At 65.5% G+C, this 12918-nt stretch carries 14 protein-coding genes; 7 read left to right on the top strand and 7 right to left on the bottom strand.

All coding sequences use genetic code 11. The annotated features are described in order from the left end of the window. The first annotated feature begins 10 nt into the window (after positions 1-10). Positions 11-739 carry a dienelactone hydrolase family protein gene (locus AC3WJD_RS09675; RefSeq protein ID WP_492746402.1) on the top strand — a complete coding sequence of 243 codons (729 nt, stop codon included), beginning with the start codon at positions 11-13 and terminating at the stop codon, positions 737-739. A 36-nt stretch (positions 740-775) separates the two neighbouring features. On the opposite strand, the gene AC3WJD_RS09670 is transcribed toward AC3WJD_RS09675, so the two are convergent. Beyond that, positions 776-1660: an LOG family protein gene (locus tag AC3WJD_RS09670; protein ID WP_492746401.1), complete on the bottom strand. Its 885-nt coding sequence runs from the start codon at positions 1658-1660 to the stop codon at positions 776-778. A 44-nt stretch (positions 1661-1704) separates the two neighbouring features. Then, positions 1705-2217: an extensin-like domain-containing protein gene (locus AC3WJD_RS09665; RefSeq protein WP_492746400.1), complete on the bottom strand. Its 513-nt coding sequence runs from the start codon at positions 2215-2217 to the stop codon at positions 1705-1707. A gap of 327 nt (positions 2218-2544) precedes the next feature. Between AC3WJD_RS09665 and AC3WJD_RS09660 the strand changes: the two genes are divergently transcribed. The 6 genes from AC3WJD_RS09660 to AC3WJD_RS09635 all read left to right on the top strand — a co-directional run bounded on the left by AC3WJD_RS09660 (position 2545) and on the right by AC3WJD_RS09635 (position 9128). After that, entirely contained in the window at positions 2545-3705 is a 1161-nt protein-coding gene (locus AC3WJD_RS09660) for a phosphoserine transaminase (protein WP_492746399.1), read from the top strand. 106 nt (positions 3706-3811) lie between these two features. Then, on the top strand, positions 3812-5398 hold the full coding sequence (serA, locus tag AC3WJD_RS09655) for a phosphoglycerate dehydrogenase (protein WP_492746398.1): 1587 nt from the start codon (positions 3812-3814) through the stop codon (positions 5396-5398). 33 nt (positions 5399-5431) lie between these two features. Continuing rightward, on the top strand, positions 5432-5854 hold the full coding sequence (locus AC3WJD_RS09650; protein ID WP_492746397.1) for an anthrone oxygenase family protein: 423 nt from the start codon (positions 5432-5434) through the stop codon (positions 5852-5854). Positions 5855-5868: 14 nt separating this feature from the next. Next, complete coding sequence (locus tag AC3WJD_RS09645) at positions 5869-6978, top strand: ATP phosphoribosyltransferase regulatory subunit (RefSeq protein WP_492746396.1); 1110 nt, start codon at positions 5869-5871, stop codon at positions 6976-6978. Positions 6979-7041: 63 nt separating this feature from the next. Continuing rightward, positions 7042-8331: an adenylosuccinate synthase gene (locus tag AC3WJD_RS09640; protein WP_492746395.1), complete on the top strand. Its 1290-nt coding sequence runs from the start codon at positions 7042-7044 to the stop codon at positions 8329-8331. A gap of 56 nt (positions 8332-8387) precedes the next feature. Then, a complete protein-coding gene (locus AC3WJD_RS09635) occupies positions 8388-9128 on the top strand; it encodes a class I SAM-dependent methyltransferase (protein WP_492746394.1) in 741 nt (246 codons plus the stop codon). Positions 9129-9208: 80 nt separating this feature from the next. Here the strand turns inward: AC3WJD_RS09635 and AC3WJD_RS09630 are convergent, their stop codons facing one another. From AC3WJD_RS09630 to AC3WJD_RS09610, 5 genes are all read right to left on the bottom strand, one after another. Beyond that, the gene (locus AC3WJD_RS09630; RefSeq protein ID WP_492746393.1) at positions 9209-9460 is read right to left on the bottom strand and encodes a hypothetical protein; all 252 of its coding nucleotides are present in this window, start codon (positions 9458-9460) and stop codon (positions 9209-9211) included. A gap of 159 nt (positions 9461-9619) precedes the next feature. Continuing rightward, entirely contained in the window at positions 9620-10687 is a 1068-nt protein-coding gene (gene aroC / locus AC3WJD_RS09625) for a chorismate synthase (protein WP_492746392.1), read from the bottom strand. After that, positions 10684-11151 (bottom strand): hypothetical protein, encoded by a 468-nt coding sequence (locus AC3WJD_RS09620; RefSeq protein WP_492746391.1) that lies wholly within the window; start codon positions 11149-11151, stop codon positions 10684-10686. Before AC3WJD_RS09620 ends, aroC begins: the two co-directional genes overlap by 4 nt. Then, a complete protein-coding gene (fabI, locus tag AC3WJD_RS09615) occupies positions 11144-11947 on the bottom strand; it encodes an enoyl-ACP reductase FabI (protein ID WP_492746390.1) in 804 nt (267 codons plus the stop codon). The genes AC3WJD_RS09620 and fabI overlap by 8 nt, the downstream gene beginning before the upstream one ends. Next, the gene (locus tag AC3WJD_RS09610) at positions 11944-12915 is read right to left on the bottom strand and encodes a YihY/virulence factor BrkB family protein (RefSeq protein ID WP_492746389.1); all 972 of its coding nucleotides are present in this window, start codon (positions 12913-12915) and stop codon (positions 11944-11946) included. The genes fabI and AC3WJD_RS09610 overlap by 4 nt, the downstream gene beginning before the upstream one ends. Positions 12916-12918 lie beyond the last annotated feature (3 nt).

The raw sequence follows: 12918 nt of genomic DNA, 5'->3' as shown, positions 1-12918 counted from the left end.
CGCGGAGGACATGATGGACCTGCAGCCGATCACCTATGATGTGCGAGGCGTCTCGTTCTCCGGCTATCTCGCCGATGGCTCGGGCGGCGGGACCGTGCCCGGCATATTGGTAGCGCATGAGTCCGGGGGGCTCGATACCAACGCCCAGCTGCGCGCGCGGATGCTGGGCGAGCTTGGCTATGTTGCCTTCGCGGTTGACCTGTTCGGGGAAAAACCCGGGGCGCTCGACCGCATGCGCGAACTCACGCGCGCGCTTGTCGACGACCGGATTCTGCTGCGCACACGCATGGCGGCCGCCCTCGAGCTGCTCGCAGAGCATCCCGGTGTTGATCGATCCAGGCTGGGTGCCGTCGGCTATTGTTTCGGCGGGTTTGCGGCGCTCGAGCTGGCGCGGACCGGCGCCGGCCTCCGCTGCGTCGTCGGCTTTCATTCGGGCCTCTTTGCGGGCACGGTGGAAGAGGCTAGGGCAATCCGCGCGAAGGTGCTGATTTGCCTTGGCGTCGACGATCCCGTGGTCGGCGCCGAACAGCGCGACGCCTTCATGGCAGAAATGGGCGCGGCCGGAGTCGACTGGCAGATGATCCTGTACGGGGGCGTCGGCCACAGCTTCACCAACCGCGAGATCGACTCCTACGGCATGCCGGGCTTTGCCTATGATGAAACGGCCGACCGCCGTTCCTGGCAGGCGATGCTCAATCTGTTCGACGAGTCTTTCGGGGGGTGTGGCCGCCAGGTTTAGGTACGCCGCGCGACGGCGCACCCTGCCCCAGCCCGATCAGATCGCCGCGGCTTCGCAGTCGGGCACCGAATAGAAATCGCGCACGATCGCCCACCCCTCTTCGGCGGTCTCGACGAAGTGGAACAGGTCGAGGTCGCGCGGCGAGATCACGCCCTCCTCGCACAGCGCCTCGAAATTGACGACGCGTTCCCAGAATTCGCGGCCGAAGAGCAGGACGGGCATCGGCTTGATCTTGCCCGTCTGGATGAGCGTCAGCAACTCGAACATCTCATCGAAGGTGCCGAAGCCGCCGGGGAAGACCGCGACCGCGCGCGCGCGCAGCAAAAAGTGCATCTTCCTCAAGGCGAAATAGTGGAACTGGAAGCTCAGCGACGGCGTCACATATTCATTGGGCGCCTGCTCGTGCGGCAGCACGATGTTGAGCCCCACCGTGTCGGCGCCGACGTCGATCGCACCGCGGTTCGCCGCCTCCATGATCGAGGGGCCACCGCCTGAGCAGACGACGAAATGACGGTTGCCGTCCATGTCGCGCGGGCATTCGCTCGCCAGCTGTGCGAGCTCGCGCGCGACATCGTAATATCTGGACTTTGCAATCAGGCTCTCGGCGATGCGGCGGCTCGGCTCGTCGGTCGCGAGCTCGAGCAGCGCCTGCGCCTTGGCGGGTTCGGGAATGCGCGCTGAACCATAGAAGACCATCATCGAGCCGATGCGCGCTTCGTTGAGCAGCAATTCGGGCTTCAGGAGCTCGAGCTGGAAGCGCACGGGGCGCAGATCTTCGCGCAGCAGGAAGTCGGGATCCTGGAAGGCGAGCCGATAGGCGGGATGTTCGGTCTGCGGTGTCGACACGCCGTGCTTGGCGGTCTCTGCGTCCTGCTTCGCTTGCGGAAAGACGCGGCTCGGTACGATCGGTTCTGTAGTCATTGCCGGGGCTCTAGACCATTTTCGAGCCGGGTGAAATGTCCCCTTCAGCGGCAATAGGGTCCGCGCCCCATGTCGAAATGGAGATGATCATAATGCGCGTGGTTGTAATCGGGGCCGAGCACGGTCTGGAAACGCTTGCACGCCGACTGGTGGAGTGCGCGCAGGAATGCCCTTTCGTCCGATGATCCGTTCCATCCCGCGGTGACCGTCACGCGTCGCCCGTCGGCGAGGATGAAGGCGGCAACGTCGACCGCGTTAGCGAAGGCATGTTCCGAAAGCCGTCCCGTCGAAGCACCGTTGACGTTGCGGCAGGCATAGCTGCCCATCGTCTCGATCTTGACCAGCTCGCTGCCGAAGAATTTCCGCGCCGCGGGCATCGCGGCATAATAGGCCCATTGCGCGAAGGTGCGCGCGAGCGGGCACTGCATCGCGCCGAGATTGGCGACGGGCACGCCGACATCGAGCAGCTTGACCGATGCGATCGCCGAACAGCCCCCGCCAAATACGCGGTCGGGCAGCGGATCATATTTCACGTCGGCCGCTCGCAGATCGGCCATGCACTGATTCAATTCGCGTTCGCTGAGACGCGGGCGCTCATAGACTGGTTTCTTTTCGGGAATGCGCGCGCGCTCGCTTCCTCCTCCGCAGCCGGCAAGCATCACCGACGCGATCAACGGAGCCCAAAGGACGCGAAACCCCCGACGCACGAACATGCCCCTGTTTCCCCGGAAACGCGCCAAATTGGAACCCCGGATCGACACATGGCGGATGCTTTCTTGCGCGGCGCGCCGACAATCGGGTTGACAGCGTCGCGCGCGTCTCTAGGAGCGGCGGCGGGCCACGCGGTCCCAACGCCGCGCGTGCTCTCTGCAAGGAGAGACTGAATGACTGATACGTTACCCCGTCCGGGCACCAAAGCTGCGCGCCCGCACTTTTCCTCCGGCCCCTGCGCAAAGCCGCCGGGCTGGGCCCCCGAAAGACTCGCCACCGGATCGCTCGGCCGCTCGCACCGCTCCAAGCTGGGCAAGGCGCGCCTCGAGCACGCGATCAACCTGACGCGCGAAATCCTCGGCGTGCCCGACACGCATCGCATCGGCATCGTTCCCGCATCGGACACCGGCGCGGTCGAGATGGTGCTGTGGTCGATGCTCGGCGCACGGCCCGCGACGATGGTTGCCTGGGAGAGTTTCGGTGAGGGTTGGGTCACCGATGTCGTCAAGCAGCTGAAGATCGACGCGAAGGTGGTGAAGGCGCCCTATGGCGAGCTTCCCGACATGGCCGCACTCGACCAGGACAGCGATATCGTTTTCACCTGGAACGGCACGACCTCGGGTGTGCGCGTGCCCGATGGCGACTGGATCAGGGACGACCGCAAGGGCCTGACGATCGCTGATTCGACCTCGGCGGTGTTCGCGATGGACATGCCGTGGGACAAGCTCGATGTCGTCACCTTCTCCTGGCAGAAGGTGATGGGTGGCGAAGGCGCGCACGGCGTGCTGATCCTTGGCCCCCGCGCGGTCGAGCGGCTCGAAAGCTACACCCCCGCCTGGCCGCTCCCCAAGATCTTCCGCATGACCAAGGGCGGCAAGCTGATAGAGGGCATCTTCAAGGGCGAGACGATCAACACCCCCTCGATGCTCGCGGTAGAGGATTATATCTTCGCGCTCGAATGGGCGAAGGAGCTCGGCGGGCTCGACGCATTGAAGGTGCGGTCGCAGGCCAATGCCGCGGCGCTCGACGCGATCGTCGAGCGCTATGACTGGCTCGATCATCTCGCCGCCGACCCGGCTGTGCGTTCGAACACCTCGGTGTGCCTCAAGTTCGCCGATCAGGCGGTCGCAGGGCTCGACGACGACGCCAGGCTCGCGCTCGTCAAGAAGATCGCCTCGCTGCTCGAGGCCGAGCACGCGGCCTACGACATCGCGGGCTATCGCGACGCGCCACCGGGGCTTCGCATCTGGTGCGGCGCGACCGTCGACACGAAGGATATCGAGGCGCTCGGTCCCTGGCTCGACTGGGCTTGGCAGCAGGCTCGCTCGGCTTAAGTTTCAACACGTCATCCCAGCGAAAGCTGGGATCTCCTTGGCATTACGCGCTGCATGAGGAGATCCCAGCCTGCGCTGGGATGACGAAAACCTGAAGGTTTTCATCATGCCCAAAGTTCTCATTTCCGACAAAATGGATCCCAAGGCCGCCGAGATCTTCCGCGCCCGCGGGGTCGAGGTCGACGAAATCACCGGTAAGACCAAGGAAGAGCTGATCGCGATCATCGGCCAGTATGACGGCCTCGCCATCCGTTCGGCGACCAAGGTGACCAAGGAAATCCTCGATGCCGCGACCCACCTGAAGGTCGTCGGCCGCGCCGGCATCGGCGTCGACAATGTCGATATCCCCGCGGCTTCGGCCAAGGGCGTCGTCGTGATGAACACGCCCTTCGGCAACTCGATCACCACCGCCGAGCACGCCATCGCGCTGATGTTCGCGCTCGCGCGCCAGCTGCCCGAGGCCGACGCCTCGACGCAGGCGGGCAAGTGGGAAAAGAACCGCTTCATGGGTGTCGAGCTGACCAACAAGGTGCTCGGCCTGATCGGCGCGGGCAATATCGGTTCGATCGTCGCCGATCGCGCGCTTGGCCTGAAGATGAAGGTCGTCGCCTATGACCCTTTCCTCACCCCCGAACGCGCGGTCGAGCTGGGCATCGAAAAGGTGACGCTCGACGAGCTGCTCGCGCGCGCCGATTTCATTACGCTTCATACGCCGCTGACCGACCAGACGCGCAACATCCTGTCGGCCGAGAACATCGCCCGAACCAAGAAGGGTGTGCGCATCATCAACTGCGCGCGCGGCGGGCTGATCGATGAGGTGGCTCTGAAGGACGCGCTCGATTCGGGCCATGTCGCAGGCGCGGCGCTCGACGTCTTCGTCCAGGAGCCGGCCCAGGCGAGCCCGCTGTTCGGCACGCCCAACTTCATTTCGACCCCCCATCTCGGCGCGTCGACCAGCGAGGCGCAGGTCAATGTCGCGATCCAGGTCGCCGAGCAGATGGCCGACTATCTCGTCGGTGGCGGGATCACCAACGCACTCAACGTCCCCTCGCTTTCCGCCGAGGAGGCGCCCAAGCTGCGGCCGTACATGGCGCTCGCCGAAAAGCTCGGCGCGCTCGTCGGCCAGCTGGAGAGCGACCATATCCGCGGGGTCTCGATCGAGACGGAAGGTGCGGCGGCCGAACTCAACGCCAAGCCGATCATCGCCGCGGTGCTCGCGGGTCTGATGCGCGTCTATTCGGACACGGTAAACATGGTCAACGCGCCCTTCCTCGCCAAGGAGCGCGGGCTCGACGTGCGTGAAGTACGCCATGACCGCGAGGCCGACTACCACACGCTGCTGCGCGTCACGATCAGGCTCGAGGACGGCAGTGAGCGCTCGGTTGCGGGCACGCTGTTCAGCAATTCCGAACCGCGGCTGGTCGAGCTGTTCGGGATCAAGATGGAAGCCGATCTCGACGGCGAAATGCTCTATGTCGTCAATCAGGACGCGCCGGGTTTCATCGGCCGCATCGGCTCGACGCTGGGAGAAGCCGGCGTCAACATCGCGACCTTCCACCTCGGCCGCCGCGCGCATGGCCCGGGCGGTGAGGCGGCGCTGCTGCTCTCCGTCGATGGCCCGGTGCCCGAGCCGGTGCTGTGGAACGTCTGCAACCTGCCCGGCGTGAAGAAGGTGAAGGCGCTGAAGTTCTGAAATAAGAGGGCGCAGCATGCCGGGAGGAAGGTGATGGTGATCCAGCAACTCGCATTCCTCTCGGCGGCGCTCTTCACGGGCGCTGCCCTCTTCATCAGCCTTGTCGAGCAGCCCGCGCGGCTGGCGCTGGACGAGGCGGCCATGCTGACGCAGTGGCGAGAGAGCTATGCGCGCGCGGCGCCGTTTCAGGCGGGCCTCGCGATGGTCTCGGGCATTGCGGCGCTCTGGTCCTGGTGGACCAGCGGCAACCTCCTCTGGCTCGCCGGGGCGGTGCTGATCCTCGCCAACTGGCCCTTCACGCTGCTGGCCATCATGCCGGTTAACCGCCAGATCAAGGCGAGCGCGCCGGGCGCCGCGGGCGTCGCGCGCACCCTTGTCATTCGCTGGGGAAGGCTGCATGCGGGGCGCAGCCTGCTCGGTTCGGCGGCCACGCTCATCTTCCTGTTCCTGCTTTAAGTGATCGATCGACCATGACCATCCCTCCCGGCCTGCTGCCCGAAGGTTTTCGCGACCGGCTCCCGCCCGAGGCCGAGGCGATCGCACGGCTCGTCCGCCGCGTGCTCGATACCGCCGCGACACATGGCTATGAGCGCGTTTCGCCGCCGCTGGCGGAGTTCGAGGCGGGGCTGGTCGGGCGCCTGAAATCGACGCGCGCGCAAGACCTGCTGCGCTTCGTCGATCCCGTCTCGCAGCGGACGATGGCGGTTCGCCCCGATATCACCGCGCAGGTCGGCCGCATCGCCGCGACGCGCATGGCGCACCACCCACGCCCCGTCCGCCTCGCCTATGGCGGCTCGGTCCTCAAGCTGAAGGCGACCCAGCTGCGCCCCGAGCGCGAGATGATGCAGGTCGGCGCCGAGCTGATCGGGCTCGACAGCGTCGCAGCAGCGCGCGAGATCGTCTCGGTCGCGATCGAGGCGCTGGGCGCTGCGGGCGTTGGTGGCATCACGCTCGATTTCACGCTGCCCAATCTTGTCGAGACGCTGGCCGAGGGGCCGCTTGCGACCGATCAGGCGCGCGTGACCGGGATCCGTGCCTTGCTCGACGCCAAGGATGCCGGCGGGCTGGCTTCCGCCGACGCCGCGGCATTCCTGCCGCTGGTGGAGGCCGCAGGGCCGTTCGAGGCCGCGGTCGCGAGGCTGCGCCACTTCGCGGACGGGGCGCTCACGACGCGGCTCGACGCGCTCGAGGCCATCGCGGCACCACTGGACGGCATCGCCCTGACGCTCGATCCCACCGAGCGCCACGGCTTCGAATATCAGAGCTGGTTCGGCTTCTCGCTCTTTGCCGAAGGCGTGAGCGGCGAGATCGGGCGCGGCGGCTCCTACACCATCGTCCACGAGGACGGGCGCGAGGAACCCGCGATCGGCTTCTCGATCTATTGCGACCCGCTGGTCGATGCGGGCCTGACGCAGCACCAGCGGCAGCGCCTGTTCGTGCCGGTGGGCACCGACCCGGCGCTGGCCGCGAAGATGCGTGCCGAAGGCTGGGTAACCGTCGCTGCGCTCACTGCGGACGACACGCCCGCGGCACAGATCTGTTCGCATGTACTGATGAACGGAGCACCGGTTCCCGCCTGAAGGTGGACCGAATCGACTTGGGCGACTAGGGGTCGCGCGTAACACTCCAGGAAGGTTGGAATCTTGGCTAACGTAGCAGTGATCGGCGCCCAGTGGGGCGATGAGGGCAAGGGCAAGATCGTCGACTGGCTCGCCGAGCGCGCCGACATGGTCGTGCGCTTCCAGGGCGGCCACAATGCCGGTCACACGCTCGTCATCGGCGAGAATGTCTACAAGCTCTCGCTCCTCCCTTCGGGCATCGTTCGCGGCACGCCGAGCGTGATCGGCAACGGCGTGGTGCTCGACCCCTGGGCGCTGAAGGCCGAGGTCGAGAAGCTGGCCGGCCAAGGCGTGTCGATCAGCCCCGAGACGCTGCATATCGCCGACAATTGCGCGCTGATCCTCCCCTTTCACCGCGACCTCGACGCGCTGCGCGAGGATGCCTCGGGCGCGGGCAAGATCGGCACCACGCGCCGCGGCATCGGCCCCGCCTATGAGGACAAGGTCGGCCGGCGTGCGATCCGCGTGTGCGACCTCGCGCATCTGGGCGAACTCGGGCCGCAGATCGATCGCCTGACCGCGCATCACGACGCGCTGCGCGCGGGTTTTGGAGAGCCCCCGATAGACCGCGAACGCCTGCTTTCCGACCTGCGCGAGATCGCCGACTTCGTGCTGCAATTCGCCAAGCCCGTCTGGCTGATGCTCAATGACGCGCGCAAGGCGGGCAAGCGCATCCTGTTCGAAGGCGCGCAGGGCGTGCTGCTGGACATCGACCACGGCACCTATCCCTTCGTCACCTCGTCCAACACCATCGCGGGCACCGCGGCGGGGGGTTCGGGCCTCGGCCCCGGCGCGGTGGGCTTCGTGCTCGGCATCGCCAAGGCCTATACGACGCGCGTCGGCTCGGGCCCTTTCCCCACCGAACTCGAGGACGAGATCGGGCAGCGCCTGGGCGAGCGTGGCCATGAATTCGGCACCGTGACCGGGCGCAAGCGCCGTTGTGGCTGGTTCGATTCGGTGCTGGTGCGCCAGTCGGTCGCGGTTTCGGGCGTCACGGGCATCGCGCTCACCAAGCTCGATGTGCTCGACGGCTTCGAGACGGTGAAGATTTGCACCGGCTACAGGCTGCGCGGCGAGGTGATCCACCATTACCCCGCCAACGCCGCGGATCAGGCCGCGATCGAGCCGATCTACGAAGAAATCGAGGGCTGGCCCGAATCGACCGCGGGCGCGCGCAGCTGGGCGCAGCTTCCCGCACAGGCGATCAAATATATCCGACGCGTCGAGGAACTGATCCAATGCCCCGTGGCGCTGGTTTCGACCAGCCCCGAGCGCGAGGACACGATCCTCGTCCGCGATCCCTTCGCCGATTAGGCCGGGCCGATCATGCGGCGCTTGTCGGCGAGCCTCGCACGATCCAGAGTGAGCACATGACCTCGCGCGAAGCCACCAGCTTCCTGCCACGGCGGCACCGCGCCAGCGAGATCGTCACTTCGCTGTCGGACTGGGCGCATATCCTCGCATTCGGCGCGATCGGATGGCCGTGGCTGCTCAGGAGCCTTTCAGGCGGTTCAAAGGCCGAGAAAAAGGCGCTGCTCGATCGGCTCGATCTGCCATATGACGCCCTGCCCAATCTCGGCAGCTGGAAGGCTGACACCGCGCTGTTGCATCTCATCGTCGACCAGATCGAGCAGGCCCGCCCGCGCCATGTCGTCGAACTCGGCGCGGGCGCGACCACTCTTGTCATCGCGCGCGCATTGGAACTGCATGGCGGGGGAACGCTTACCAGCTTCGATCAGCACGGCGATTTCGTCGCGGCCACGCGCGCGTGGCTGGCGACACACGGCCTCCACGCCGACATGCGCACCGCTGACCTCGTCCCCGCGCCCGCCGGCTGGCCGGGCTACTGGTACGATGTCGACGGGCTTCCCGAGACGATCGAAATGCTCGTCATCGACGGTCCCCCCTGGACCATCCATCCGTTCGTTCGCGGTGCCGCCGAATGCCTGTTCGAGCGGGTTCCCGTCGCCGGTGTCGTGTTGCTCGACGATGGTGCGCGCCCCGGCGAACGCATCGTCGCCATACGCTGGAAAAGGCGCTGGCCGAATTTTGCGTTCACCCTTGCGAAGACGGGTACAAAAGGAACCCTGATCGCGCGCCGCCTCCGCTGACCGTTTTCGAGCCATTAAAAAGGCGGCCGGCCAAAGGGGGGAAGCCGACCGCCTTTCAATGGCGCGCTTAAAGCGTGCGCTTATTCGGGCTTGTCGCCCTTGTTCTTTTTGTTGGACTTTTCAGCAGTCGCGCTGTCGTCGGTCGGCGCGGGTGCCGTGGCTTCAGCCGAGTCGGCCGGGCCCGCAGCCGCCTCGGGAGACGGCGTTGCCGGCTGGCTGGCTTCGGGTGCGGGAGCCGCAGCGTCCGCCGGGGTTTCTTGGGGCGCGGCCTGCGCCATCAGCGCCGCCGGGGCAGCAAGCATCGTCATTGCGAGAAGCATCTTGATACGCATATGTGAATTCCTCCGAAGGGATTAGCGGAACTCTCAACCCGCCTGTCCGCGATTGGTTCGCCGGCGCGCGACGGTTCATCGCGCGACTCGCACCAGCCGGGGATGGTCCGAACCCTTTCCGCGACAAGGGGTGCGGAAATAATGCGGATCAGCGCGAATTTATCCACATTGCGCGCGGTGGAGCAGCTTCTGGTCGGCGAGCACGAGCGCCATCATCGCCTCGACCACGGGCACGCCACGGATGCCGACACAGGGATCGTGGCGCCCCTTTGTCCGAAGCTCGGTCGCCTCGCCCTCACGCGTGACGGTCTCGACGGGGATCAGGATCGAGCTGGTTGGCTTGAACGCGACGCGCAGGCGCACCGGCTGTCCGGTTGAGATGCCACCCGCGACACCGCCGGCATGGTTGGCGAGGAACAGCGGCCCGTCATTGCCCGGACGCATCGGATCGGCATTGTCCTCACCGCGCAGCCGCGCCGCGAGGAAACCGTCGCCGATCTCGACCCCCTTGACCGCGTTGATCGACATCATCGCGGCGGCAAGTTCGCCGTCGAGCTTGGCATAGAGCGGCGCACCCCAGCCCGCGGGAACACCCGTCGCCTCGCATTCGACGACCGCGCCGAGCGACGATCCCGACTTGCGCGCATCGTCGAGGAGCGCCTCCCAGCGCTTCGCGGCCTCGGGGTCGGGGCAGAAAAAGGGATTGTTGTCGATCTCGGGCGCGTGGAAGCGCGCGGGATTAATCGCATCACCGCCGATCTCGGATACCCAGGCGCGGATCGAGACGTCGGGGATCACCGCACGTGCGATTGCGCCCGCCGCGACCCGCGCCGCCGTCTCGCGTGCCGAGCTGCGCCCGCCGCCGCGATAGTCGCGAAAGCCGTATTTGGCGTCATAGGCATAGTCGGCATGGCCGGGCCGATAGGCCAGCGCGACCTCCGAATAGTCCTTGGAGCGCTGGTCAACATTCTCGATCATCAGGCTGATCGGGGTTCCCGTCGTCCGCCCCTCGAACACCCCCGACAGGATGCGGACCTCATCGGGCTCCTGCCGCTGCGTCGTGAAGCGGGAGGTTCCCGGCCGGCGCCGGTCAAGCCACGGCTGGATATCGGCTTCGGACAGCGCCAGCCCCGGCGGGCAGCCATCGACCACCGCACCCAGCGCCGGCCCATGGCTTTCTCCCCAGGTCGTGAAGCGGAAGACGCGACCGAAGGTGTTGAAGCTCATTTCAAGTGCCTAACAAAGTGCGCCACAAGCCATTTGCGATCGCTGATGTCGAATTTCGAAACGATGTCCAGCATTTTCTCCGGCAATGGCTGATTGGGGCGATAACCCGTTTCTAGATACCGATTGCGCCAGTTCGGGCCCGAGTGGCCGACCGCCAAGTGGTCGACCAGCGCGGCGAGTTCCGAGCCGACGTCAAAATGCGTCCGAAAATCATTGCTCAGATCCTTGAACAGTCTGGGCAAGCTATGCCCATACCGCATCCGAACAGATTGGAGAGTCTTTGTACGACGCAGATCAGCTTTGAATATGAGTTCCAGACCGTGCGCCAAGAGAAACTCTATGGGGTCGAAAAAACCGAGCTCAGAGCTGTTCCTGACGGCGGAGCGAGCAACATCTAAATACGCCACACCGAAATTGTAGAATCCGATGGGCTCGCTCCCCTCGTCAGGAAGCGGGTCACGCAAGCGCGATGTCCGGTGCGTCCTCGGCCTTCATGCCGATGACGTTGTAGCCCGCGTCGACATGGTGAATCTCGCCCGTCACGCCCGCGGCCAGATCACTCAGCATATAGAGGCCCGCGCCGCCGACATCCTCGATCGTGACGTTGCGACGCAGCGGCGAGTTGAGCTCGTTCCACTTCATGATGTAGCGGAAATCGCCGATGCCCGAGGCGGCGAGCGTCTTGATCGGACCCGCCGAGATCGCGTTGACGCGGATATTCTCGGGGCCCAGATCCATCGCCAGATATTTGACGCTGGTCTCGAGCGCGGCCTTGGCGACGCCCATCACGTTATAATGCGGGATCACCTTCTCGGCGCCGTAATAGCTCAATGTCAGCAGGCTGCCGCCCTCCGCCATCAGCTTGCGCGCGCGCTGCGCGACCGCGATGAAGCTGTACGCCGAGATGTTCATCGTCAATAGGAAGTTGTCGAGGCTGGTGTCGACGAAGAGCCCGCGCAGCTCATTCTTGTCGGAAAAGCCGATCGCGTGGACGATGAAATCGATCTTCGGCCAGCGCGCGGCGAGCGTCTCGAACGCCGTGTCGAGCGCGGCCATGTCGGACACGTCGCAATCGATCAGGAAATCCGAGCCAAGTTGCTCGGCGAGCGGGCGCACGCGCTTCTCGAGCGCCTCGCCCTGATAGCTGAACGCGAGCTCCGCGCCCTGTTCGCGCAGCTTCTGCGCGATACCCCATGCCAGCGAACGATCATTGGCAAGGCCCATGATCAGTCCGCGCTTTCCGGTCATCAAACCGCTCACACTTCCTCCGTCACTTCTTCGTCTTCTGCGCGCGCGGGAATCGAGCGTATGTCCGGGCTCTCCGCCAGCGCCGCGTTGAGTTCGGCCCCGATTACCACGCCAAAGCCGACAAGATAGAAGAAAATGAGCGCGAGCATCACGCCCGCGAGGCTCCCATAGGTCAGATCATAGCTGGTGACGTGTGCGAGCGCGCGGGGCAGCAGCTCGGTCACCCCCAGCCACCATAGCGTCACGAACAGCGCGCCCGGCCATTTGGGACAGGCGGGCCCGCGATACGCCTTGGGCGTCAGCGACAGGAACAACATGTAGAGTGCCGTGAACAGCGCGACCGCCGGGGCTATCCGCGAAGTTGCGAGGTACCAGGCCGCATCGGCGTTGAACGGCAGGAAACGGTCGATGAACTGCTCGATCGCGACAAGCGTAACCTGAAAACTGAACGCGGCGAAGACGAGGATCACCGACGCAACGATGATCCCGATCGATCCCAGCCGATATTCCCAGAAGGGACGCGTGTAGCGAACGCCATAGGCGCGGCGCAGGATATCGCGGATCGTCTCGATGAAGCTCCCCGTGGTCCACAGCCCGATCAGCGCACCGATCCAGAGCAAAGATCCCGAGCGCGCCGCGAGAACGTCGTTGATCGGCTTTTCGAGCACCGCCGCGACATTGGGCGGCATCGTCATCAGAAAGGCGTTGACGGTCGCGATCCCGTCCTCGGTGCGCCCGAACAGCCGGGCGATCGCGGCGGCGACGATGAAAAAGGGGAAGAGCGTGACCAGCGCCAGATAGGCGAGGTTGCCCGCGTGCAGGAAACCGTCGTCATAGACCCCGACGATCACCCTTTTGGCGACGGTGAACGGATATGTCCCCGGGCGGACCCGGTCGATTCCCTCCTGCACCGCATCCCGCGCCGCACGTGCAAGACGCTTGCGACGTTCCTCGGGCGAATGGGGATGCAGGTCCTGCATTGA

The organism is Sphingobium sp. FW306-1B-F04DB, from assembly GCF_058781925.1.
This window is presented reverse-complemented; position numbering and strand designations above follow the sequence as displayed.